Here is a 24,812-nt window from a genome sequence, read left to right as displayed (position 1 = left end):
TTCAGTTGGACACGCGTTCGTCGTCTTCGGCCGGGAGCGGCATGTCAGCGCCCTGCCCTGAACCGTCGGAAACTTCCTCGTCGGAAGTTTCGGTGTCCACGTGGAATCCGTTGGCCTGGGCCAACGGCGCGTTCTCGGCGTGTCCGTTCAATTCGGGACCTTGCGAAACGCGATTGGTTTGTTCGTCCTGCCTGGCGCCGTGACTTTCGCTTTCGGCCGCAAACGGCCCGTGCGCCTGGGAATTCTCTGGCTGATCGACACGAGGTTCCGGGACGGCGCCATGCGAAACCGCGGCCTGCGCCGTGGCGCCCGGCGTATCATGGCCCTCCGCTGCCACGGCGACAGCATCGTCTTGGCCATCCGCTTCCGGCTGTGTCTCAGGCTTGTCAGGTTCTGCGAACGTTTCCTCGTCGCCGACCGGAGGATTTGCCGTGGCTACATCCTCGAAATCGATGGCCTGCTGGTCGAGCAATGCCGCCTGCGCCTGTGCCTGCGCATCTTCCAGCGGAGGCAGTTCATCGAGTGACCGCAAGCCCAGATCGTCAAGAAACGCCTTGGTCGTTGCATACAACGCCGGGCGCCCGGGCACGTCCCGATGTCCGATCACCTCGATCCAGCTCCGGTCCTCGAGCTTTTTCACCACGTCGGTACTGACTGTGACACCGCGGATCTCCTCGATGTCGCCGCGCGTTACCGGCTGACGGTAGGCGATGATTGCCAGCGTCTCCATGACGGCCCGCGAGTACTTGGGCGGCTTCTCCGGGTTCAGTCGATCCAGGAACTCCCGCATTTCAGGGCGGCTCTGAAAGCGCCACCCGCTGGCCAACGCGACCAGTTCGACGCCGCGCCGCTGCCAGTCCTGGCGAAGTTCATCCAGCAGAACCCGAATGGTGTCTGCGCCAACATCGTCGGAAAATAGCCGCCTCAGATCGCCGACACGCAGCGGTTCCTGCGCACAGATCAGCGCGGTCTCGAGGACGATCTTCGCCTCTTGGGTATTCATGTGATTGCGTGCAGCCTGTCTTTGCACCTGCCCCGAACTATTCCCGGGGCAACGGAGATTGCAGATACAGCGAGGCCGAAGCCACCGCCATCTCATCGTGCAGCCGACGCGCCTGCTGGTTGCGGGGCCGTCGAGCTCCTCGTCTTTTGCATCGATTTGCCGGGTCTGTCCGGCAGGAAGATCGCCCAGACCAGCAGGCTTCGCTGGCCAACGGACCTCTTGCGTCGCGCCTTCTCCCTTCGAGGCGGACATTCGTCAGGGCAAGATGGCCAGGACGGCAAGAAACAACTGATATCGGCACAGGCAACTTTGCCTTGATCTAGCGTCGTTTTCCACATGAGCGCTGGCCGCTTGACCAGGTCATTCGAACCGGATGGGACTGTGGGAGTGGCTCCAGCATGTCCGACCCTGGGAGCCCTGAACAGGCACTCCGTGTAAGGAGCGCCGCTCGACGACGCCACGAGCATGGCGCGATGCGATACCGTGGTTCTCGCGATTGTATGGCATTCCTGCCCCACGCCGCAACCGGCTGTTGTGGCTGATTCAGAACACCAAGCAAAATCCGTGTTGTGCCAACATGTCAGGAAGCCACGCGGCGCGCACCATTCCCGCCAGTCCGAAGCCAATCACCACCAGCGCGGCCACGGTCCTGACGCCACGCTTGCGCAGGAGCTGACGAAGGGCGCCGGAAAGCCCCGAAATCACGAGCAGATTAGGCAATGTTCCGATACCGAACGCCGCCATGACAAGCGCTCCCGACACTGCATTTCCCGCAAGCAACGCAATACTAAGTGCGCTGTAGACCATGCCACACGGCACGATGCCCCAGGCCAGGCCCATGATCCATCGACGCACAAAAGGTGCCGCACCATTATTGGGGAGCGCCTGACGCGCCTCGCCGCGCCACGACCGGGCAAACGCCCGAACGACGACACCACTCCGTTGTGCGACTGCCGTGACAGTTCGCTCGATCCACGTCGCCGTGAGGGTGCGACCCAACAGCAAGAAAACACCTGTCAGCACAAGCAATGCACTGCCGCCCGCGTAAAGCCATCGCTGTAGTGGCAAAAAATCCTGCTTCCATATTACGCCGCCTACCGCCCCCATCAGCGCACCCAGCAACATATAGGTCGTAATTCGCCCAGCATGCATAACGCACAATTCAAACAGCCACTGTTGGCGTTTGCGATAGACGAGAACAGGCGCCTGCTGCTGCAGATTTTGTTCAGCAACAATAGCAATTCCTCCACACATGGCTGCGCAATGCATGCCACCGAGCAGAGCAATAAGGAAAACGCTTAAAAGCACACCAAATGGCAACTGTTCCTCGCTTCAGGGTCACCTGCATTGTAAAATGGCCTCATCGCGCGCCCGATACAAGCGCAGTCAAACGAGCACCTCAATTGCTTACTTCTATACCTGTCACCGAGATGTCACCCCGTTGCTCCACGTGTGCCATGGGTCAGCTTTGTTTGCCCGTCGGGATGTCGCACCAAGACCTGGCGAAGATGGATACGCTTGTGCAGGAGCGCGTGCGAGTCCACAAAGGCGAAACGCTCTACCGAATGGGCGAACCGCTCACCGCCGTCTACGCCATCCGATTCGGCACCCTGAAGACGCACGTCACAATGGAGGACGGGCGAACACAAATTACCGGCTTCCACCTGCCTGGCGAAGTCATCGGGCTGGACGGCCTCGGCGAAATGCAGCATGCGTCCGATGCCACCGCACTCGAAGACACTGAAGTCTGCGTCATCCGCTATGACGACCTGCAATCTTTGTCGAATCATTTGCCTTCGTTGCAGAATCAGTTTTTGCGGCTGATGAGCAAGGAAATAACGCAGGATCAAGTTATGCTGATAACGCTTGGTTCGATGCGCGCGGAGGAAAGACTGGCCGCTTTTCTGATCAACATGTCTGAACGCTTGTCTGCGCGCGGATATTCTTCTACCGAATTCGTGCTCCGCATGAGCCGCGAAGAGATTGGCAGCTACCTTGGCTTGAAACTGGAAACAGTCAGCCGACTGTTCTCCCGTTTTGCCGAAGCAGGCCTTATTCAAATTCGTCAACGACATGTAAAAATAGTCGACATTGCCGGGGTCAAGCAAGTCTACAGCCGATCGTGCTAGCGGCGATCACAAGAGACAAATAATAAGGGCCGCACCGAAATTCCGGTGCGGCCTAGTTTTTTTGACTTACTCGAGTTCATCCGTGTCACTTAAATTTACAGGCATGGTGTACAGGGTCAAGCCGCTCGACAACGCGCAAAACAACCACGCCACCAGGAAGCCGACCGTATATACCGCATGTCGCGACGCTTCCACCGGATGACCGAAGAAGTTCAGCTCTCCTGGATCCACCACGGAAAAGACCACAGCGGTAGCGGCGCCCCCCATCAAGAACGCGGGCCATAACACCCACATGAGCCAGCGCAGTCTCATGGATTCCTCGCCCGCGTCGATGAAACGCGCTCGGCGTCAATTTTCTGCACAACCAGTCCATGGCGCGTGGCATCGCTAACTGGCACGTCGGCGTAAGTACTTGCCAGCCAAATCGTGATGCCGCACCCGACAATAGCCAACAGCGGACCGCTCATCAGGATCCAGGGCCATGGTTCCTTGTACCAGGGTTTCGCCTGTCTCGTAGTCATATCACTCTCCTCTTCGCGGCTTTGCATTCGAGCATTACAGATTGCGGGGGACAATAAAACTCGTGCTTTGCTTGATCTGCGACGCGTCCCTGCCTTCGGCTTCTGCAGTGACCGTAACGCTAATCTTATGGGTGCCCTGTTTGGCATCATCTATGGGCACGCGCACCCGTATCGGCAATAAGCGATTGGATGTGGGAGACAGCTCTTCGGCAGCATGATCGTACTCGACGACAAGACCCGAAAGTTCATCGCTCTGTGCACTCACACGAAATTGCATCGACGCTTCCGTGGTATTGATCAACTGCAATCTATATACGTTTTCGATCCAGCGTCCCTCGACCTCTCTGCCCAGCGCGCCCCGATCACGAATAATGTCAACCTTGAGCGGCTCACGCATGGCCAATGACCCGAGAAAGCCCGCGACGACCGCCAGCCACAGCACCGAATAGATGATCGTCCGCGGCCGGATCAAGCGTTTGCGCGCCTCCGATGTTGATAGCCCCTGGCGCATTGCATTCTCCGACGTATATCGGATAAGGCCACGCGGGTACGCCATCTTGTCCATGACCTGATTACAGGCGTCGACGCACGCTCCGCACCCAATGCACTCGTACTGCAAGCCGTCACGGATATCGATGCCGGTCGGACACACCTGTACGCAAATGCTGCAATTGACACAGTCGCCCAGCCCTTCCGCGCGATGGTCGACCTTCCGCGAGCGGCTGCCGCGCGGCTCGCCGCGGCCGGCATCGTAGGTCACTACGTACGTGTCCCGATCCACCATCACGCTTTGGAAGCGTGCATACGGACACATGTATTTACACACCTGTTCGCGCATGAACCCGGCATTGCCCCACGTAGCAAAGGCGTAGAAGAACATCCAGAATGCCTGCCAGGGGCCGATCGCGAAATGCAGAATATCGGCGCCCAGTTCCCGGATGGGAGCGAAGTATCCAATGAACGTGAAGCCAGTCCACAATGCAATCAGCACCCACAGCGAGTGCTTTGTCGCCTTGAGCCTGAATTTGCGCACGCTCCACGGATCACCGTCGAGCCGAATACGAGCGATTCGGTCGCCTTCGACACGCCGCTCGATCCACATGAACATTTCGGTGTAGACGGTCTGGGGACAGGCGTAGCCGCAGAACAAGCGTCCAGCGATTGCCGTAAACAAAAATAAAGCAAACGCGGAGATGACGAGCAGTACGGCAAGATAAATGACATCTTGCGGCCACAGTACCAAGCCAAAGATGTAGAACTTCCGCGCGCCAAGATCGAATAGTACTGCCTGCCGGTCATTCCATTGAAGCCACGGTATGCCGTAGTAGATGACCTGCGTAATGACGACAAGCCAGACGCGCCAACTGGAAAAAGCACCTGTAGTCGATCGCGGGTAAATCTTGCGTCGAACCTCGTACAGCGCTTCCTCTGCGGAATCGACGACGGAATTCGGGGGCGGCACAGGCCGCCATTCACCAGACTTGGTTGAATCTTGCAGGCCGGATTGGGATTCCAGGGGCGCGTTCATTTCTCAGCCCTTCAACTTTCGGGAAGGACAGGTCTGTTGACCTGTCCCGATGCGGTTTTGTTATTGCCCAGATGGCGGGTTGTTGGAAAGACCCCAGACATACGCGGTGAGCATCCGGATCCGCTCCGGCGTCAGGATTTCCTCGTGCGCGGGCATATGGCCGTTGTGCCCCTTCAGAATCGCTTCGACGATCGCCCCTTCCGAGCTGCCGTACAACCAGACGCTGTCGGAGAGGTTCGGCGCCCCAAGGGCCTGGTTCCCCTTGCCGCTAGCGCCATGGCAGGCTGCGCAAGTCGATTTGAACGTGCTTTCTCCACGCGCTGCGCGAATCGGATCGTATGCCAAGCCTGAGAGGGAACGCACATATTGCGCCGTATCGCCCGCGAGCTTCGCATCGATCGCGCCGGCAAGCGACGGCATCATGCCGTTACGGCCTTTCGTGATCGTTTGCTGAATCGTGTCGGGCTCTCCGCCATACAACCAATCGTTGTCAGTGAGATTTGGGAATCCGCGACTACCGCGCGCATCGGAGCCATGGCACTGCGCGCAATAGTTCAGGAACAGCCGTTGCCCAATCTCACGCGCATCCGGATCCGCTGCAACGCTCTTGACATCCATTTTCATGTACCGGGCATAGATTTCTCGCTGCGCTTGCTCCGCGGCATTGCGGTGGGCGGCGAGTTCACCTTGGGTGGAGAACTTCAACACACCGGCGTACGATCCAAGACCCGGATACAAAATGAGGTAAACCACGCTGAATATGCAGGCCAGAAGGAACATCCACATCCACCAACGTGGAAGCGGGTTGTTCAGTTCTCGCAGATCTCCATCCCAGACGTGACCCGTATCGTCCGCCGCATTGACACTTTTCGGCAGCCTGCGTTGGGAGAACAGCAGCCACACACACCAGACAATCCCGATGAGCGCGATGGCCGCGATGTAATAGCCCCAGAAATCGGAAATGAAATCGCTCATGGTTACTGATTCCGGCTTGTATAGTTTGTTTCGTCGGGCAAGGAGAAGGGCAACATGGCCGATTCCTCGTTGGCAGACTTCCGTCCTGCCGACCATGCCCACCAACAGATGCCGATAAATGTCAGCATCGATAGAATGGTGGCGCCAGCGGTCACGATTACCATGGCACCTACTCCTTCGAAGATGCAGCGGGACCGGCGGCCTCGCTAGGGCTCGGAGGCGCGGCGCTAGCGGTACTTTCCAGCCGCACATTGCGGCGGTTCAGTCCCAACTCCTGCAGATAAGCCACCATTGCGTCCTCCTCGGTCTTGCCGGAGAGCTGCTCGGGCGCCTTGGCAATGTCCGCATCGCTATAAGGCACGCCGAGGCGCTGCAGCGCTCGCATGCGATCCTGGATCGAATTGGTTGGCAACGGTGTCTTTTCGAGCCACGGATACGAGGGCATCACAGATTCGGGAACGACGTCACGCGGATTGCGCAAATGAATGCGCTGCCAGTCGTCCGAATAGCGACCTCCTACCCGTGCGAGATCCGGCCCGGTCCGCTTCGATCCCCATAGGAACGGATGGTCATAGACCGATTCGCCCGCCGTCGAGAAATGGCCATAGCGCTCCGTTTCCGCCTGCAGCGTCCGCACCTGCTGCGAATGGCAGCCCACACAGCCTTCACGGATATAGATATCGCGCCCCATCAGCCTGAGCGGTGAATACGGCGTGATGCCAGGATCCGGCTGTGTTGTGGAATGCTGGAAGAACAACGGTACGATTTGTACGAGGCCAGCGATGCTGACCACGATGATCGTCGCAATGATCAGCCAGCCGACATTCTTTTCGAGCGTCTCGTGCCGAAAGAAACCTTGATTTTGAGCCATCGTTGTAGTCCTCGGCGATCAATGGGCAGATGCGGGCAAGCTTGCCGGAATCGGCGCATCCACTGCTGGCTTGCCGGCGATCGTACGTGCGACGTTGTAGGCCATGATGAACATGCCCGCCAGGAAACAGAGGCCCCCCATCAGACGGATCAGGTAGAACGGGTACTTGGCCTTGACCGCCTCCACAAAGGCATAGGTCAGCGTGCCGTCGGGCTGGGTGGCACGCCACATCAGGCCTTCCATTACCCCGGCAATCCACATCGAAGCGATATAGAGGACGACGCCGATCGTGGCGATCCAGAAATGCCACTCGATCAAGCGGGTGCTGTACATCTGCTTTTCCCCGAACAGGCGAGGAATGAGGTAGTAAAGCGAACCGATCGAAATCATCGCGACCCACCCCAACGCACCCGAATGGACGTGGCCAATGGTCCAGTCCGTGTAGTGCGAGAGCGCATTGACCGTCTTAATCGACATCATCGACCCCTCGAACGTCGCCATGCCGTAGAACGAAAGCGCCACCACGAGGAATTTCAGAATCGGGTCGGTACGCAGCTTGTGCCAGGCGCCCGACATCGTCATGATGCCGTTGATCATGCCACCCCACGATGGGGCAAGCAGAATGAGCGAAAACACCATGCCCAGTGACTGCGCCCAATCGGGGAGTGCCGTGTATTGCAGATGGTGTGGACCCGCCCACATATAGGTGAAGTTCAGCGCCCAGAAATGGACGATCGAGAGGCGATACGAATAGATGGGGCGCTCGGCCTGTTTGGGAATGAAGTAGTACATCATCCCCAGAAAGCTGGTGGTCAGGAAGAAGCCCACTGCATTGTGGCCGTACCACCATTGAATCATGGCGTCCTGCACACCAGCGTAAGCGGAGTACGACTTCCACATCGACGCTGGCATTTCGATGTTGTTGACGATATGCAGGACTGCGATCGTAAGGATGTACGCACCAAAGAACCAGTTGGCGACGTAGATATGGCGCGTCTTGCGTTTGACGATCGTGCCGAAAAAGACGATCGCATAGGCGACCCATACGAGCGTGATGAGAATATCGATCGGCCATTCCAGCTCGGCGTATTCCTTCGACGTCGTGATCCCGAGCGGCAGCGTAATGGCTGCAGCGACGATAACGGCCTGCCATCCCCAGAAGGTAAAGGCAGCAAGCGGCCCGCAGAACAGACGCGCCTGGCAGGTGCGCTGCACAACGTAATAGGACGTCGCGAACAGCGCGCTTCCGCCAAACGCGAAAATCACCGCGTTGGTATGCAACGGCCGCAATCGGCCGAATGACAGCCACGGTGTATTGAAATTCAGATCTGGCCAGATCAGTTGTGCCGCAAGCAGAACGCCTACGGCCATGCCGACGATTCCCCAAACCACGGTCATGACGGCAAACTGCCGCACAACGCCGTAGTTGAAGGTGTCGACGCGTGACGACGCGGTGGAGACAGCCATTCAGACCCCCAAGCTAAGTAAGAATAAACCTATTGACCGTGTGACTTTAGAAAAACAACCACCAAGCCGTGTTGACCTCAGTCAATGTCAGCGCACCCCACTAGAACTGTTTGACTGCACTGTTGTCCTGGCAACAAAACCGCGACACCCCGCACAAAACAGATAGCGCTTTCAGCGATCCTGTGGCTTGTCGTTGTCAAGAAGAATGGCCTCTCCAGGGCGATCGAGATCGTCATACTGACCGGAATGCACGGCCCACCACAGCGCCGCAACAACGAATACAACCAGGATTAGACTCATCGGAACCAGCAGGAAAAGGGTTTCCACTCACGACTCCTCTACCCTGACTGGCTTGACACGCAGAAGCCGCCACGCGTTGGCCACGACCAGCAGGGATGACACGGACATGCCGATTCCCGCCATCCACGCCGTCACATGACCGGTAGCCGCGAGCGGGATCGCGATGACGTTGTAGGCAAATGCCCAGCCCAGGTTCTGCCGCATGACGCTGCGCGTGCGACACGCCAGATCGATAGATGCTGCAATCTCGGTGACGCCGCCGTGGATCAGCACTGCATCCGCGCCCGCCTGGGCCAGCGGCGCCCCGCTGCCAATGGCAATGGAAACCTGCGCTTGCGCCAGCAGGGGCGCGTCGTTGATACCGTCCCCCGCTGCCAGCACAATTGCCCCGCGCTTCTGCAACGCGGCCACGTAATCGCGTTTACCCTCCGGGGTCACCGCGCCCATTGCCGTCTCCATACCAAGCTGGCCAGCCCACCACCGCACTGTGGCCGGCGCATCCCCGGAGACGAGGTGGCAACGCACACCCAGGGAGGCCAGCGCCCGAAGCAGTGCACGGGTATGCGGGCGCTCCACATCCGCCAGATGAAAGCATGCGAGGCAACCATCAACGTCGGCTAGCCACACTTCCGTCGCACCGGGACGCAAGTCCGTGGCAACGGAGGCATCCTGAGCTGCCGCTAACTCAGCGACGAACTCGCGCCGGCCCAATCGCACACAACGTCCCTCAATTTCCGCTTCCAATCCCTGCCCCGGGTGGTTCCGCAGGTTCTTTACCGACAGTTCGTCGAAATCAGAACCTTCGATCGCAGCTGCAAATGCCCGCGCGATTGGGTGCTCGCCACCTCGCTCCATTGCGGCCGCAATACGGACACAATGCGATGCATCCAACCTCCCAAATGTCTCCGTGGAGACGAGGGCGAAGCGGCCTTCGGTCAACGTGCCGGTCTTGTCGAGCACGACGTCGGTAACCCGCGATAACGCTTCGAGCGCATGTGCCCGCGTCAATAGCACGCCACGTCGCGACAGTGAAGCGCCCGCCGCCGCCAGTGCCGCGGGCGTTGCAAGCGACAATGCGCAAGGACAACTCACGACCAGAACAGCTACCGTCACCATCAACGCCCGCGATGGGTCGATCCATAGCGTCCAGATCAAGCCTGTGAGAGCCGCCGTGACCAGCAGCGTGCCGACGAACCATCCCGCAACCCGGTCCGCCAACTGCGCCAGGCGAGGTTTTTCCGCCAGTGCGCGATCGAGAACCGAAACGATCTCAGCAAGACGTGTCTGCGCGCCGATTCGATCGACGCTGACCTCAAGAGGACTGACCGCGTTGAAACAGCCCGCGAGTACCTTTTCGCCAACCGCGCGCCTCACGGGTCTCGCCTCGCCTGTCAGCATCGATTCGTCGATTTCACTGGCGCCGGCGACGACCTCCCCGTCTGCCGGAATGATCTCGCCCGCCTTGATTCGAATCCGGTCACCGATTTTCAGTCGCGCCACCGGGATGCGCTCGCCAATACCGCCGGACTCGGCCAGGCGCTCGCAAGTCGCGGGCAACTGACGCGCCAGCATTTCCGCGCCACTGCGCGATGCCTGGCGCACCCGCAACTCCAGATACCGGGCCAGCAACAGGAAGGCGACGAACATCGTGACCGAGTCGAAATACACGTCTCCGGTCCCGCGTAACGTGCCGACCATGCTGGCGATGAAGCCAGCCGCAATGCCGATAGCTACCGGCACGTCCATGCCCATGTGAGCGCGGCGCAACGACCGCAGAGCCCCGGTGAAAATCGGCCACGCGGAATATAGGACCACCGGCAGCGTCAGCACGAAGCTCGCCCAACGCATCAGTTGAAGCTGATCGGGATCAATGGTGGCTTCATGCGTGTAGATCGGCCACGCGTACATCATCACCTGCATCATGCCGAGCATCGCCACCGCCATGCGCATCAGCAAACTGCGTCGTTCCCGGCGATCCTGCTGGTCACTGCGCGAAGCTTCGAACGGCCAGGCGACATAGCCGATGTCGGCAAGCGCGGACAGCAGTCCGGCGACACCGTGCGACGTATCCCGCCATTTCACGACCACGCGACGGGTGGCGACATTGGCGATCACCGATTCCACGCCATCAAGCTGGCTCAAATGCTGTTCGATCAGCCACGCGCATGCGGCGCATCTGATATTTTCGGGCGCCAGCGTAATTTCGGAGCGGCCATCGCCCAGCGGGCGAGTGAACTGTGCGCGGAGCTCGGGAGTGTCATAGGCGGCCCAGATAGGTTCCGCCTTGCGGCGATCATCAGCATCGATGGGTGCGGCGAAGCGGGCGGCCGAGCCATACAGATGGCCGAATCCAGCTGCATGCAAGGTAAGCGCCAGCGTCTGACAGCCACCGCAACAGAATCTTTGGGCACGGCCATCGATTTCGGCCACGAACGATGTGCCGGACTGCGTTGGTTGACCGCAGTGAAAGCAATGAATGGATGGATTCGACGCAGACGAGGGAGCGGTCCCAGCGCCCGGAGAATGGGCGATCGTGGCGACGGAGGACGGTGACGCGAGGGGGGGCGCGGTAGTTAGGGACGGCATGGCTCGCTTTTATTACCCAGTGGATACTAGATAACTCAGCCAGCCCTCGCCTTGATACAAATCAACTTTGGAGGAACCGCGTCAGAATCTCCGCGACAATCTCAAACAACTCGCGCCATAGCAAGACCCTTGAATCAGGTCAGCGAAGTGTCCATCACGCGCCGTTCTGATTCCAGATACTCGCGCGACTGCATCTCGATAATGCGCGACACAGTCCGATGGAATTCGTTGGCCATCTGGCCTTCCGTATAAAGCTCGTCCGCCGGCACTTCAGCCGACATCAACAGCTTGACCTTGTGGTCATAGAAGACATCGATCAGCCATGTGAAGCGCCGGGCTTCGGACGACATGCGCGGCGTCATTTTTGGTACATCGGACAGGATCACCGTGTGGAATTGCGAAGCAATTTCAAGGTAATCGTTCTGGGACCGTGGACCGCCGCACAGCGTGGCAAAGTCGAACCACACCACCCCGTTCGCCTTGCGCAATGCCTTGATTTCACGATGCTCGATATGCAGGATCGGCGACTCGTCAGCTGTGCCAGCAATTGAGACGAAAGCGTCGCGCAGCGCCGCACTTGCCTCGCGGTTAAGAGGTGTGTGATAGGCCTGCACCTGCTCGAGCGCGCGCTTCCGGTAGTCGATGCCGGCGTCCACGTTCACGACGTCAAGCTTCTTCTGAAGCAGTTCGATTGCGGGCAGCACCCGGTCGCGATGCAACCCATCCGGATACAGCAAGTCTGGACGATAGTTCGAAGTCATCACAAACTGGACGCCATTGTCGAATAGCTGTTGCAGCAGTCTGTGCAGGATCATGGCATCTGCCACATCGCTGACGTGGAACTCGTCGAAGCAGATCAACCTGAATCGCCGCGCGATGCGTTTGGCGAGTTCGTCGAGCGGGTCGGGCCGGCCTCGCAGTTCTTCCAGCTCGCGATGCACCTCGCGCATGAATTCGTGGAAATGGAGCCTTGTCTTGCGCACCACGGGCACGCACGAATAGAAGCTGTCCATCAGGAACGACTTGCCGCGCCCCACTCCACCCCACATATACACGCCCTTGGGCACGTCAGGATGCACCAGCAGCTTTTTCAGCGTACTGTTGCGCCGGCTTTTGTAGGCCACCCACTCGTCATAGCATTGCTGCAGCCGCGCCACGGCACGCAATTGCGCCTCGTCGGACTGATAGCCGCGTTGTTTGAGTTCGTGCTCGTAAAACTCGGTGACATTCATGTCGAATTCGATCGGGGCTGCAAGTGAAAACGGCGCGCCGTTGATGGCGGCGCGCCGGTGCTCGCTAGATGGCGGGCAAATGCCTTACATGTTGAGCTGACGCTTATCGACAGCCAATGCAGCTTCGCGCATGACTTCCGACATGGACGGGTGCGGATGGCAAACGCGTCCAATGTCCTCGCTCGCTGCCTTGAACTCCATGGCAACCACGGCTTCGGCGATCAGGTCCGAAGCGTTGGCGGCCACAATATGCACACCGAGGATCTCATCGGTCTTGGCATCGGCCAGCATCTTGACGAAGCCGTCTGACGCGCCCATTCCCAGCGCACGGCCGTTAGCCATGAACGGGAACTGACCGGTCTTGTACTCGCGGCCCTCGGCCTTGAGTTGCTGTTCGGTCTTACCGACCCAGGCGATTTCCGGGAACGTGTAGATAACCCAGGGAATCGTGTTGAAGTCGATATGCGGCTTCTGGCCGACGATGCGCTCGGCCACGGCCACGCCTTCGTCTTCAGCCTTGTGTGCCAGCATCGGGCCACGCACCACGTCGCCAATCGCCCAGATGCCGGGCACCTTGGTCTGGCAATGATCGTCCACCTCGATGAAGCCGCGCTGGTCCACGCCCAGGCCAACCGCTTCCAGGCCCAGGTTGTCGGTGTTCGGCACCCGGCCGACCGACACGATCAGTCGATCGACTTCCAGCGTCTGGGCTTTGCCGTCCTTGTCCGTGAAGTTGACGGTGACGCTGTCCTTGCCGGTCTTGACTTCATCGACCTTGACGCCAAGGTTGAACTTCAGGCCCTGCTTGGTCAGCAGCTTCTGCGCTTCCTTGGCCACGCCTTCGTCGGCAGCACCCAGGAATGCGGGTAGCGCTTCGAGCACGGTCACGTCAGCGCCGAGGCGACGCCACACCGAACCCAATTCCAGGCCGATGACGCCTGCGCCGATCACGCCCAGCTTCTTGGGCACGGAAGCAAACTTCAATGCGCCTTCGTTATCGCTGATCAGATTGTTGTCGACGGTAATACCGGGCAGATGGCGTGCCTTCGAGCCCGTGGCGATGATGACGTGCTTGGCCGTCAGCGTTTCGCCGTTCACTTCCACTTGGAAGCCGTCTGCCGTCTTACCCGAGAACTTGCCGTAGCCCTTGAACAGCGTGACCTTGTTCTTGCGGAACAGGAACTCGATACCCTTCGTCATCTTGCCGACGATATCGTCCTTGCGCTTGAGCATCTTGGCCACGTCGACCTTGACGTCGCCCACGGTGATACCGTGGTCGGCCAGGTGGTGCGTGGCGTTCTCGAACTCTTCCGAGGAAGCCAGCAGCGCCTTGGACGGAATGCAGCCTACGTTGAGGCAGGTGCCGCCCAGACGGGCTTCGCCCTTGGGATCGTCATAGGCATTGCCTTCCAGGCATGCCACGTTCAGGCCCAGCTGGGCCGCGCGAATGGCGGCGATATAGCCGCCGGGGCCGGCGCCGATCACCAGCACGTCGAATTGTTTGCTCATGAAATTTCTCTTTGGCTCGTCATGGCGGGCGTCCGGCGCTTGTGGCTCGGGACGCGGCCGACTCCCCGCGTGCACGCACGCGAGGAGGACGACAATCGAAAGACGGGATGTCTACTGAGGTCGGACCAGATTACAGGTCCAGCAGCAGGCGGGCCGGATCTTCCAGCGCTTCCTTCATTGCGACCAGGCCCAGAACGGCTTCGCGGCCGTCGATGATGCGGTGGTCATAGGACATGGCCAGGTAGTTCATCGGGCGGATCACGATCTGACCGTCTTCCACCACGGCACGGTCCTTCGTGGCGTGTACGCCAAGGATTGCCGACTGGGGCGGGTTGATGATCGGGGTCGACAGCATCGAACCGAAAGTACCGCCGTTCGAGATCGAGAACGTACCGCCGGTCAGCTCGTCCAGCGACAGCTTGCCGTCGCGGGCCTTGGCGCCAAATTCAGCGATCTTCTTCTCGATATCGGCCAGGCTCATCTGGTCGGCGTTGCGGAGGATAGGCACGACCAGGCCACGCGGCGAGCCAACGGCGATGCCGATGTCGAAGTAGCCGTGGTAGACGATGTCGTTGCCATCGACCGATGCGTTGATGATGGGGTACTTCTTCAGCGCATGGACCGCGGCCTTCACGAAGAACGACATGAAGCCGAGCTTCACGCCGTGTTCCTTCTCGAAGCGGTCCTTGTACTTGGCGCGCAGGTCCATCACCGGCTTCATGTTCACTTCGTTGAACGTGGTGAGGATGGCGTTGGTCGATTGCGACTGGATCAGACGTTCTGCGATGCGGGCACGCAGACGGCTCATCGGCACGCGCTCTTCCGGGCGGTCGCCCAGCGCGGCGAAATCGACCTGGGCAGCAACCTGCGGCAGTGCCGGCTTGGCCGGCGCGGGGGCCGGAGCAGCCTTGGCAGCCGGGGCCGGAGCCGAGCCAGCGGCCAGCACGTCGCCCTTGGTGATGCGGCCGTCCTTGCCAGTGCCAGCCACTTGCGAGGCCGACAGGCCACCTTCGGCCATCAGCTTGGCTGCCGACGGCATGGCGATTGCGCCGGCGGCGGCCGGAGCAGGAGCTGCAGCCGCCGGGGCTGCTGCAGCGGCAGCGGGCGCCGGAGCGGCAGCGGCGGGAGCGGCGGCGCCAGCCGTCGCTTCCGTGTCGATCTTGGCAATGACTTCATCGGCGACGACGGTATCGCCGTCGTTCTTGATGATTTGCGACAGCACGCCAGCCGACGGGGCCGGCACTTCCAGCACAACCTTGTCCGTTTCGATTTCGATCAGGATTTCGTCCTGAGCAACGGCTTCGCCCGGCTTCTTCTTCCAGTTCAGCATGGTCGCTTCGGCGACCGATTCAGACAGTTGCGGAACCTTGACGTCAACAATAGCCATGGTTTTGTTATTCCTCGATGTATGCGTGTGTGTTTCGTATCAGGCAGGTACACCGCGGCGCGTATCCCTGTGCGCGGCCGCGGGCACCAACGAATTACTTGGTCAGAACAAAGCCCTTGAGCTTGGAGAACGCAGCGTCCAGCAGCGCCTTCTGTTGCTCGTTGTGCTTTGCGTAGTAGCCCACCGCCGGCGAAGCCGAGGCGGGACGACCGGCATAACCGAGCTTCTGGCCTTCCGTCATGTTTTCCATGATGTAGTGCTGAACGAAGAACCAGGCGCCCTGGTTCTGCGGTTCGTCCTGGCACCACACGATTTCGGTCGCGGCCGGGTACTTCTTGAGTTCGGCGGCCACAGCCTTGTGCGGGAACGGATACAGCTGTTCCAGGCGGATAATTGCCGTATCGGTGGCTTCGCGCTCCTTGCGCGTGTTCACCAGATCGTAATAAACCTTGCCCGAGCACATGATGATGCGCTTGACCTTGCTCGCGTTCAGTTCCTCGTTGTCGGGGATCACCGTTTCGAAGTGGCCCTTGGCGAGATCGGACAGCGGCGAGACCGCATCCTTGTTACGCAGCAGCGACTTCGGCGTCATGATCACCAGCGGCTTGCGGAACAGACGGATCATCTGGCGGCGCAGCAGGTGGAAGATCTGGGCTGGCGTGGTCGGCTGCACAACCTGGATGTTGTGGTCGGCGCAAAGCTGCAGGAAACGCTCGATACGTGCCGAGCTGTGTTCCGGGCCCTGGCCTTCGTAGCCGTGCGGCAGCATCATCGTCAGGCCCGAGGCGCGGCCCCACTTCACTTCACCCGACGAAATGAACTGGTCGATCACGACCTGCGCACCGTTGACGAAGTCGCCGAACTGGGCTTCCCAGATCACCAGTGCGTTCGGTTCGGCGGTCGAGAAACCGTATTCGAAGCCGAGCACAGCTTCTTCCGACAGCACAGAGTCGATCACCGTAAACGGCGCCTGGTTTTCGGACACATTCTGCAGCGGGATGTACGTGCCGGCGTCCCAGCGCTCGCGAGCCTGGTCGTGCAGCACGGCATGGCGGTGCGTGAACGTTCCACGACCGGCATCCTGACCGGTGATACGCACCGGGTAGCCCGACGCGACCAGCGAGGCGAAGGCCAGATGCTCGCCCATACCCCAGTCCAGCATCTGTTCGCCCTTGCCCATGTTGGCGCGGTCCTTGATGACCTTTTCCACCAGCGGGTGAACCTTGAAGTGATCGGGGATCGTGGTGATGCGCTCGGCCAGGCGCTTCAATTCCGTCACCGGCACCGCAGTGTCAGCGGCGTCCGTCCACTTGCGATTCAGGAACGGCATCCAGTCCACGGCGAACTTGTTCTTGAAGTTCGACAGAACGGGGTCGACGGTGTGCTTGCCGGCGTCCATCGCGGCGCGATAGCTCTTGACCAGTTCGTCGCCGAAATCGGCAGGGGTCAGGTTTTGCGCCACCAGCTTGTCCGCGTACAGCTTGCGCGTGCCCGGATGCTGGCTGATCTTCTTGTACATCAGCGGCTGCGTCACCGCTGGCGTGTCTTGCTCGTTGTGGCCCAGCTTGCGGAAGCAGATGATATCGACCACGACGTCCTTGTTGAATTCCATGCGGAAATCAACGGCCAGCTGCATGGCGTAGACCACGGCTTCGGGGTCGTCGCCGTTCACGTGCAGCACCGGCGCCTCGATCATCTTGACCACGTCCGTGCAGTACAGCGTCGAACGTGCATCGCGCGGATCGGAAGTGGTGAAGCCGATCTGGTTGTTGATGACCAGGTGCATCGTGCCGCCCGTGCCGTAACCGCGCGTTTGCGCGAGGTTCAGCGTTTCCATCACCACGCCCTGGCCGGCAAAGGCGGCGTCGCCGTGCACCTGCACGGGCAGCACTTCCTTGTGACCGGCATCGCCACGGCGTTCCTGACGCGCCTTGGCCGAACCTTCCACGACCGGGTTGACGATTTCCAGGTGCGACGGGTTGAACGCGAGCGACAGGTGGACAGGGCCGCCCTCGGTCGAGACATCGCTCGAAAAGCCCTTGTGGTACTTCACGTCGCCAGCCGGCAGATCGTCGACATGCTTGCCTTCGAATTCGGCAAACAGGTCCGCGGGCATCTTGCCCAGCGTGTTGACCAGCACATTCAGACGGCCGCGGTGGGCCATGCCGATCACGATTTCCTGCACGCCCTTGCTACCGGCGCGCTGGATCAGTTCGTCCATCGCGGCGATGAAGCTCTCTCCGCCTTCCAGCGAGAAACGCTTCTGACCGACATACTTGGTGTGGAGGAAGCGCTCGAGGCCTTCGGCAGCGGTCAGGCGGTCGAGGATGTGTTTCTTCTTTTCGAGCGTGAACACGGGCTTGGAACGCGTGGTTTCCAGACGCTCCTGCCACCAGCGCTTCTGCGCCTGGTCGCTCACGTACATGAACTCGGCGCCGATGGTGCCGCAGTATGTCTCGCGAAGATTGTTGAGCAGCTCGCGCAGGCTCATCGATTCCTTGCCGAAATACGTATTGCTGGCATTGAAAACGATGTCGAGGTCAGCCTCGGAGAAGCCGTAGAACGCGGGATCGAGGTCAGGCAGGGGCGGACGCTCCTGCCGCTTGAGCGGATCGAGATCCGCCCAGTGCGAACCGATGTTGCGATAGGCGGCGATCAGCTGCGTGGCAGCGACGCGCTTGCGGCCCATATCGGAATCGGCCGAGGCAACAATGGTCTTGATGGGGCCCTGCTTGGCGCGCTCGGCAAACGAGGCGACGATCGGTGCGTGGGGAATATCGCGGGCGTTGGAACCATCCACAGCCGGGACATTCTGCATCGCGTCAAAATACGCGCGCCAATTGTCGGGAACCGAGCTGGGATTCTGGAGATAGGCCTCGTACAACTCTTCCACATAGGGGGCGTTTCCGCCGAAGAGGTACGAATTGCTCTGATACTGCTGCATCATGGGGCGCTCACTATTCTCCGGGTATGCCGGAGTTAAGCGGGTTCATCAACCTTCCGCGACACGGCTTGACCGGTTAGCGGATTGCAAACAACTCTTGGGGGTCCTGCGGTAACCACCTTGAACGAACGGCACCCGCTGGGTGCCGCTGGTTGTCGGTCTCGCCGCCAGACCCGAAAGGGCAAGTTGTGCGGGGAAGGACCTAAGTCTTCACTCGCGAAGCATAGCACGTTTGCCTAAAAACCGCGGGGACTTTTCGTGATGCAAAATTCAGACACTCTGTTCAGGTCTTGGCCGAATCGGGCGCGATCTGGTCCACCGCATCGGTAATCAGACCGTCGAGTCCCCATGAGACAAGGTCCCGCGCCCTTTGCGGATCGTTCACTGTGTAGCACAGCACCTTGAAGCCGGCCGCATGCGCAGCCGCGATGACCTGGTCGTCCAGCTCGCGGTGATTCGCGTCGAGCGCCACGCAATCGAGCCGCTTCAGCCGTTCCAGCCAGTCTGCTGGCAGTTTATCCAGAAGCAGTGCGCGGGGCAGCCCGGGCGCGACATCCCGCGCCGCGGCAAGCGCCTCTTCAGAAAACGATGACAGCAACGGCGGCACAGCGGCGCCTTTCCACAGCGAAAGCGCATCAAGCGCCACTGCAGCGCCGGTGCGATGCTCCGCGCCGGGCACTGGCTTGATTTCGATATTGACCAGGAATCCATTGGCCTGCGTATAGCGCGCAACGGCGGCCAGCGTGGGAATCGGCTCGCCGGCAAAGGCCGGGCCATGCCAGCTGCCGGCATCCAGCGCCGCCAGCTCCCCCATTGTCAGCGCATCGACGCGCCCGGAACCAGACGTCGTCCGATCCAGCGTGGCGTCGTGCATCAGCACCGCCTTGCCATCGCCCGACAGCTTCACGTCGAACTCGAACATTCGGTAGCCGAATGATGCGCCGTGCCGGATTGCAGCCAAAGTATTTTCGGGCGCCAACTTGCCGGCGCCACGATGCGCGATGAAGCGCGGATACGCCCAATCCTTTCCTGTCATGCCCTGGCCTCGATGCGCTTGCCGTGTTGCATATCGAAGAAATGCAGATGGTCGGCCGATGCCGTGATCGGCAGTTGGTCGCCGGCGCGCACGTGCATCTGGCTGTCGAGCCGTACGACGATCGGCTGCCCGCCCAGCGTGCCATACGCAAAGGAATCGGCCCCCAGTGCTTCCACCACACGCACATCGACCTGTGCGATGGCCTCGTGCGCGGCGCAGGGTTCGACATGCTCGGGTCGCAATCCCAGCAGCGCCTGCTCCGGCAGGTGCAGGCCCATCGGCAGATGTCCAAGCGTTGCGGCGGTCCCGGCCTGCCCTTCCTTTGGCACCACACGCATCTGCGCGGCCTCGCCCTGCCCCGCGCCATTGCGTACCACGGGCACGAGGTTCATCGGCGGCGAGCCGATAAAGCCGGCCACGAACGTGCTGGCCGGACGCGAATAGACCTCGAGCGGCGTACCGATCTGCTCCACCCGACCGCCGTTGAGCACCATCATGCGGTCAGCCAGCGTCATGGCTTCGACCTGATCGTGGGTCACATAGAGGCTGGTGGTCTTGAGACGACGGTGCAGGTCCTTCAACTCCAGCCGCATTTGCACGCGCAGCTTGGCATCGAGATTCGATAGCGGCTCGTCGAACAGGAACACGGCGGGCTCCCGCACAATGGCGCGCCCCATGGCCACGCGCTGGCGCTGGCCGCCTGACAGCGCGCGCGGCTTGCGATCTAGCAACGGCGCCAGTTCCAGAATATCGGCGGCATGCCGTACGCGCTGTTCGATTTCGGCCTTCGGCATGCCGCGGATTTTCAGCCCATATGCCATGTTGTCGTACACGCTCATATGCGGATACAACGCGTAGTTCTGGAACACCATCGCGATATCGCGCTCGGCGGGTTCCAGGTCGTTGACCACCTTGCCGCCGATATGCACCTCGCCGCCGGTAATGGTCTCGAGCCCCGCCACCATGCGCAACAGCGTAGATTTACCGCAGCCCGACGGGCCGACTATCACGATGAACTCGCCATCGCCGATTTCCATATCGATGCCGTGCACGACTTGCGCACCACCGACATAAGTCTTCTGAACATTGCGAAGAGACAGCTTTGCCATGGATTGCCTTTACTTTTCCGTTTCCACCAGGCCCTTGACGAACCAGCGTTGCATCAACACCACCACCACGGCCGGCGGAATCATCGCCAGCATTACGGTGGCCATCACTAGGTTCCAGTCGGTGGCCGCATCGCCGGAGCGGGAAATCATTTGCGTGACACCGACCACCACCGGTGTCATCGATTTCTGGGTGGTAATCAGCAGCGGCCAAAGATACTGATTCCATCCGTAAATGAACTGGATTACAAACAGCGCCGCGATACTGGTGCGCGACAGCGGCAGCACCACGTCCCAGAAAAAACGCAGCGGCCCCGCGCCGTCGATACGCGCGGCTTCCGCCAGTTCATCGGGAATGGTCAGGAAAAATTGACGAAACAGGAATGTGGCTGTCGCCGATGCAATGATCGGGATGGTCAATCCAAAATAGCTATCGAGCAGGCCGAGATCCGAGACCACCTTGTACGTCGGCAGAATCCGCACTTCCACCGGCAGCATTAGCGTGACGAAAATCATCCAGAAAAACGTCTTGCGCAGCGGAAAGCGGAAATAGACGATCGCGAACGCCGAGATAATCGAGATGGCGATCTTGCCCAATGCAATACCCAGCGCCATGATCAGGCTGTTCTTCATCATTGTGGAAACCGGCGCCGCCGATTCGCCCACGCCATGGAACAGCACGGTTCGGTAATTCTCGATCAAATGACTGCCGGGCAACAGCGTCATTGGCGCGTCCAGCACCTGCTCCGCCGTCAGTGTCGAGGCAACGAAGGTGAGATACACCGGAAAAGCGACCACCAAAATGCCGGTGATCAGCACCAGGTGCGAAATAAAGTCCAGCACAGGACGACGTTCTATCATTTGACTGCCTCCTGTCAGTACTGGACCTTGCGTTCCACGAATCGGAACTGCACCACGGTCAGCGCGATCACGATCACCATCAGCACCACCGACTGCGCCGCCGACCCACCGATATCCATGCCGCGAAAGCCGTCATGGAACACCTTGTAGACCAGCGTGTTGGTTGAGTTGAACGGCCCGCCGTGCGTCACCGCATCGATGATTGCAAAGGTGTCGAAGAACGCGTAGACGATATTGATGACCAGCAGGAAAAACGTCGTCGGCGAAAGCAGCGGGAAAATGATCGACCAGAAACGCTTCCAAGGGCCTGCGCCGTCAATGGCCGCCGCCTCGATGAGCGATTTCGGAATACTTTGCAGGCCCGCCAGGAAGAACAGGAAGTTGTAGCTGATCTGCTTCCACGCTGCTGCCAATATCACCAATGCCAGGGCCTGCTTGCTGTCGAGCAGATAATTCCAGTCCACGCCCATCGTGCGCAGCGCGTACGACACGACACCGAGCGTGGGGTTGAACATAAACATCCACAACACGCCCGCCACGGCCGGTGCCACCGCATACGGCCAGATCAGCAACGTCTTGTAGCCGGTGGCCGCACGCACCACGCGGTCGGCAAAATAGGCCAGCAACAGCGCCACCGACAGCCCGACCACGGTTACGCCGATCGCGAATATCGCAGTGACCTGAAACGACTCCAGGTAATTCGGATCGTTCCAGAGCGCCATGAAATTGTCCGCTCCGACGAAGTCGAGATTGATGCCGAAGGCATCCTGCTGCAGCATCGACTGCCACAACGCCTGCCCGGCGGGCAGAAAGAAGAAGACCAGCGTGATGACGATCTGCGGCATGACCAGCAGATACGGCAACCACGGCGACCGGAATACGACGCGCTTTTCCATTATCAGGATTCCGCTAACACAAACAAATGCAAGCGGGCGACGGTTATCCCGCCGCCCGCCTCAGCCCCGGGGCAGCTGCCCGCCGGCTTATTCCCTTGCGGTCTTCTGGAAGCGTTCCAGTTGCTCGTTGCCACGCGCGATGGCCGCATCGAGCGCTGCTTTCGGCTCCTTCTTGCCTGCCCACACCGACTCGAGTTCCTCGTCGACGATGGTGCGGATCTGCACGAGATTACCGAGGCGCACGCCACGGGATTTGTCCGTGGTCTTCACCACCATTTGCTCGACCGACACGTCGGCACCCGGGTTCTTTTCGTAATAGCCGGACTTCTTGGTCAGCTCATAAGCAGCCATCGTGACCGGCAAGTAGCCGGTAGCCTGGTGCCAGTCGGACTGAATTTCCGGTTGCGACAGGAACGTGAAGAACTTGGCAACGCCCTTGTATTCTTCCGCCTTCTTGCCGCCCATTACCCACAGCGAGGCGCCGCCGATAATAGTGTTCTGCGGCGCGCCGGCAACGTCCGGGTAATACGGCAACTGCGAAACGCCAAACTGGAACTTCGCGTTCTTGCGGATATTCGCCAGCGAAGCCGACGAGCCCGTGAACATTGCGCATTCACCGTTATAGAACTTGGCCTGAGACTCCGACTTGCGGCCGCCGTAGCTGAAATAGCCCTTCTTGACCATTTCCTGCAGATTGGTGATGTGCTTCACATGCAGCGGACTATTGAATACCAGTCGCGCGTCGGTGCCGCCAAAACCGTTGTTCTTGCTGGCAAACAGGGTGTTGTGCCAGGCCGAGAAGCTCTCCAGATGCACCCAGCTTTGCCAGTCGGTGGTGTAGGCGCAATTCGTGCCCGATGCCTTGAGCTTGGCCGAATACTGCATGACTTCGGGCCAGGTCTTCGGCGGCGCGGAAAGTCCGGCCTTCTTGAATGCGTCCTTGTTGTAATAGAAGACCGTGGTCGAGCTGTTGAACGGGAACGACAGCATCTCGCCCTTCGACGACGTGTAGTAACCAGCCACTGCCGGGATATACGCCTTCTGGTCGAATTTCTCGCCGGCTTCCTTCATGACCACCGAAACCGGCTTGATGGCGCCTTTCGCGCTCATCATCGTCGCGGTGCCGACCTCGAACACCTGCAGGATTGCCGGCGCGCCGCCGGCGCGGAACGCCGCAATGCCGGCGGCCATCGTCTCGTCGTAATTGCCCTTGTTGACCGGCACGATCTTGTAATCGGACTGGCTGGCGTTGAACTTGTTGGCGATCTCGTTGACCTTGTCGTTCAGCGCGCCCTGCATGGCGTGCCACCACTGAATCTCAACAGCCGCGTGGGCTGTACCGGCCAGCGCAAGACTGGCCACTGCGGCGAACTTCAATGCGAAGCGTGGAAACGACATGGGATTTTCTCCTGAGGCTGTAACTTCGGTCCGACGATTTTTTTGAAAAAGCGACCGACTGTATGCATTTTTTGTGACAGGGATGTTACGCCGCTCTCTTGTCACGGAACACCGGGCAAACCCGCCTTGCAGAAGCGAATGTTGCAGCATATTGACGACTGACAATCGGCCCATGCTGGCCATCCGGGACTACAATTTGCCGCCATGACCGAACCGATCCCATTTTCCGCATTGCCCGATGGCGCGCTGCGCCGTGTCCGGGGAATCCTGACCGATATCGACGGCACCTTGACCACCGATGGCCGCTTGCCCGCATCGACATATCTGGCGCTGGACCGCCTGTCACGCGCCGGACTGCACGTGATCCCGGTCACCGGGCGCTGCATCGCCTGGGCCGAAATCCTGACGCGCCTCTGGCCCGTTGACGCGATCATCGGCGAAAACGGCGCGTTCTACTCGCATCTGACCCATGGCAAGCTGGTCACACGCTATCTGGACGATGCAGCAACCCGGGACGCCAACCTCTACCGTATCCATGCGCTGGGCCAGGAAATCCTGCGCGAAGTACCTGGCAGCGCGCTGGCGTCAGACCAGGCGTGGCACGCGGCGGACCTCGCGATCGATCACGCGGAAGACGTGACACCGCTTCCGCAAGCGGCGGTCGACCGTATCGCTGCCATGATGCGCAGCGCCGGCATGACCGCGACGGTCAGCTCGATTCACGTCAACGGCTGGTTTGGCCGGCACGACAAGTTGTCGATGAGCCGACTGTGCGTCAAGGAACTACTGGGGGATGACATCGACGCCAGTCGCGACGAATGGCTGTTCATCGGCGATTCGGCCAATGATGTGGCGATGTTCGGGCATTTCCCGTTGTCGGTCGGCGTGGCGAACGTGCGGGACATCCTCGACAAGCTGCCGGAGAAGCCGGCTTACATTACCGAGTCCGCCGGCGGGGAAGGATTCGCGGAGATGGCCGAGCGAGTGCTGCGGGCCAAGGGTTTCTGATATATTGCGCGGGCCGCGCCCCTCGCCTACACAACGAGGCAAGGGGCAACCGGCA

General features: G+C 60.1%; 22 protein-coding genes. 2 read left to right on the top strand and 20 right to left on the bottom strand.

Annotation, left to right across the window (positions count from 1 at the left end; all coding sequences use genetic code 11):
* Window position 1: 1 nt before the first annotated feature.
* Both scpB and F7R19_RS23195 read right to left on the bottom strand, forming a co-directional pair.
* On the bottom strand, window positions 2-1,003 hold the full coding sequence (gene scpB / locus F7R19_RS23200) for an SMC-Scp complex subunit ScpB (protein WP_061958074.1): 1,002 nt from the start codon (window positions 1,001-1,003) through the stop codon (window positions 2-4).
* 543 nt (window positions 1,004-1,546) lie between these two features.
* On the bottom strand, window positions 1,547-2,323 hold the full coding sequence (locus F7R19_RS23195) for a sulfite exporter TauE/SafE family protein (protein WP_150982153.1): 777 nt from the start codon (window positions 2,321-2,323) through the stop codon (window positions 1,547-1,549).
* Window positions 2,324-2,406: 83 nt separating this feature from the next.
* Here F7R19_RS23195 and fnr point away from each other — a divergent pair, with 83 nt between their 5' ends.
* Window positions 2,407-3,132 carry a fumarate/nitrate reduction transcriptional regulator Fnr gene (gene fnr, locus F7R19_RS23190; RefSeq protein ID WP_061958072.1) on the top strand — a complete coding sequence of 242 codons (726 nt, stop codon included), beginning with the start codon at window positions 2,407-2,409 and terminating at the stop codon, window positions 3,130-3,132.
* 66 nt (window positions 3,133-3,198) lie between these two features.
* On the opposite strand, the gene F7R19_RS23185 is transcribed toward fnr, so the two are convergent.
* The 18 genes from F7R19_RS23185 to ugpB all read right to left on the bottom strand — a co-directional run bounded on the left by F7R19_RS23185 (window position 3,199) and on the right by ugpB (window position 23,749).
* The gene (locus F7R19_RS23185; RefSeq protein ID WP_061958071.1) at window positions 3,199-3,444 is read right to left on the bottom strand and encodes a hypothetical protein; all 246 of its coding nucleotides are present in this window, start codon (window positions 3,442-3,444) and stop codon (window positions 3,199-3,201) included.
* Entirely contained in the window at window positions 3,441-3,653 is a 213-nt protein-coding gene (locus tag F7R19_RS23180; RefSeq protein WP_061958094.1) for a hypothetical protein, read from the bottom strand. Before F7R19_RS23180 ends, F7R19_RS23185 begins: the two co-directional genes overlap by 4 nt.
* Before the next feature lie 34 nt (window positions 3,654-3,687).
* Window positions 3,688-5,181, bottom strand: a complete 1,494-nt coding sequence (ccoG, locus tag F7R19_RS23175) for a cytochrome c oxidase accessory protein CcoG (protein ID WP_150982152.1) — start codon at window positions 5,179-5,181, stop codon at window positions 3,688-3,690.
* Between the two features lie 60 nt (window positions 5,182-5,241).
* Window positions 5,242-6,156 (bottom strand): cytochrome-c oxidase, cbb3-type subunit III, encoded by a 915-nt coding sequence (ccoP, locus tag F7R19_RS23170; RefSeq protein ID WP_061958069.1) that lies wholly within the window; start codon window positions 6,154-6,156, stop codon window positions 5,242-5,244.
* A gap of 2 nt (window positions 6,157-6,158) precedes the next feature.
* Entirely contained in the window at window positions 6,159-6,320 is a 162-nt protein-coding gene (locus tag F7R19_RS30285; protein ID WP_061958068.1) for a cbb3-type cytochrome oxidase subunit 3, read from the bottom strand.
* A gap of 5 nt (window positions 6,321-6,325) precedes the next feature.
* Window positions 6,326-7,027, bottom strand: coding sequence for a cytochrome-c oxidase, cbb3-type subunit II (gene ccoO, locus F7R19_RS23160; protein WP_061958067.1), 702 nt, complete (start codon window positions 7,025-7,027; stop codon window positions 6,326-6,328).
* Between the two features lie 18 nt (window positions 7,028-7,045).
* A complete protein-coding gene (gene ccoN, locus F7R19_RS23155) occupies window positions 7,046-8,494 on the bottom strand; it encodes a cytochrome-c oxidase, cbb3-type subunit I (protein WP_061958066.1) in 1,449 nt (482 codons plus the stop codon).
* A gap of 171 nt (window positions 8,495-8,665) precedes the next feature.
* Complete coding sequence (ccoS, locus tag F7R19_RS23150; protein WP_150982151.1) at window positions 8,666-8,821, bottom strand: cbb3-type cytochrome oxidase assembly protein CcoS; 156 nt, start codon at window positions 8,819-8,821, stop codon at window positions 8,666-8,668.
* Window positions 8,822-11,380 carry a heavy metal translocating P-type ATPase gene (locus F7R19_RS23145; RefSeq protein WP_150982150.1) on the bottom strand — a complete coding sequence of 853 codons (2,559 nt, stop codon included), beginning with the start codon at window positions 11,378-11,380 and terminating at the stop codon, window positions 8,822-8,824.
* Window positions 11,381-11,514: 134 nt separating this feature from the next.
* The gene (gene zapE, locus F7R19_RS23140; protein WP_150982149.1) at window positions 11,515-12,612 is read right to left on the bottom strand and encodes a cell division protein ZapE; all 1,098 of its coding nucleotides are present in this window, start codon (window positions 12,610-12,612) and stop codon (window positions 11,515-11,517) included.
* An 84-nt stretch (window positions 12,613-12,696) separates the two neighbouring features.
* Window positions 12,697-14,121: a dihydrolipoyl dehydrogenase gene (lpdA, locus tag F7R19_RS23135; RefSeq protein WP_150982148.1), complete on the bottom strand. Its 1,425-nt coding sequence runs from the start codon at window positions 14,119-14,121 to the stop codon at window positions 12,697-12,699.
* 130 nt (window positions 14,122-14,251) lie between these two features.
* Window positions 14,252-15,508, bottom strand: coding sequence for a 2-oxoglutarate dehydrogenase complex dihydrolipoyllysine-residue succinyltransferase (odhB, locus tag F7R19_RS23130; protein WP_150982147.1), 1,257 nt, complete (start codon window positions 15,506-15,508; stop codon window positions 14,252-14,254).
* Between the two features lie 94 nt (window positions 15,509-15,602).
* Window positions 15,603-18,455: a 2-oxoglutarate dehydrogenase E1 component gene (locus tag F7R19_RS23125; RefSeq protein WP_061958060.1), complete on the bottom strand. Its 2,853-nt coding sequence runs from the start codon at window positions 18,453-18,455 to the stop codon at window positions 15,603-15,605.
* A 280-nt stretch (window positions 18,456-18,735) separates the two neighbouring features.
* Window positions 18,736-19,488 (bottom strand): glycerophosphodiester phosphodiesterase, encoded by a 753-nt coding sequence (ugpQ, locus tag F7R19_RS23120; RefSeq protein WP_061958059.1) that lies wholly within the window; start codon window positions 19,486-19,488, stop codon window positions 18,736-18,738.
* Complete coding sequence (locus F7R19_RS23115) at window positions 19,485-20,597, bottom strand: sn-glycerol-3-phosphate import ATP-binding protein UgpC (protein ID WP_061958058.1); 1,113 nt, start codon at window positions 20,595-20,597, stop codon at window positions 19,485-19,487. Before F7R19_RS23115 ends, ugpQ begins: the two co-directional genes overlap by 4 nt.
* 9 nt (window positions 20,598-20,606) lie before the next feature.
* Entirely contained in the window at window positions 20,607-21,455 is an 849-nt protein-coding gene (gene ugpE / locus F7R19_RS23110; protein WP_150982146.1) for a sn-glycerol-3-phosphate ABC transporter permease UgpE, read from the bottom strand.
* Window positions 21,456-21,469: 14 nt separating this feature from the next.
* Window positions 21,470-22,351 carry a sn-glycerol-3-phosphate ABC transporter permease UgpA gene (gene ugpA / locus F7R19_RS23105; protein ID WP_061958056.1) on the bottom strand — a complete coding sequence of 294 codons (882 nt, stop codon included), beginning with the start codon at window positions 22,349-22,351 and terminating at the stop codon, window positions 21,470-21,472.
* Window positions 22,352-22,438: 87 nt separating this feature from the next.
* Window positions 22,439-23,749, bottom strand: a complete 1,311-nt coding sequence (ugpB, locus tag F7R19_RS23100; RefSeq protein ID WP_061958055.1) for a sn-glycerol-3-phosphate ABC transporter substrate-binding protein UgpB — start codon at window positions 23,747-23,749, stop codon at window positions 22,439-22,441.
* 204 nt (window positions 23,750-23,953) lie between these two features.
* On the opposite strand from ugpB, the gene F7R19_RS23095 reads away from it, so the two are divergent.
* The gene (locus F7R19_RS23095; RefSeq protein ID WP_150982145.1) at window positions 23,954-24,757 is read left to right on the top strand and encodes an HAD-IIB family hydrolase; all 804 of its coding nucleotides are present in this window, start codon (window positions 23,954-23,956) and stop codon (window positions 24,755-24,757) included.
* Window positions 24,758-24,812: the final 55 nt, after the last annotated feature.

The organism is Cupriavidus pauculus, assembly GCF_008801835.1.
GTDB classification, from domain to species: domain Bacteria; phylum Pseudomonadota; class Gammaproteobacteria; order Burkholderiales; family Burkholderiaceae; genus Cupriavidus; species Cupriavidus pauculus.
The sequence above is the reverse complement of the archived record's forward strand: the minus strand, read 5'-3'. Positions and strand labels throughout refer to the sequence as shown.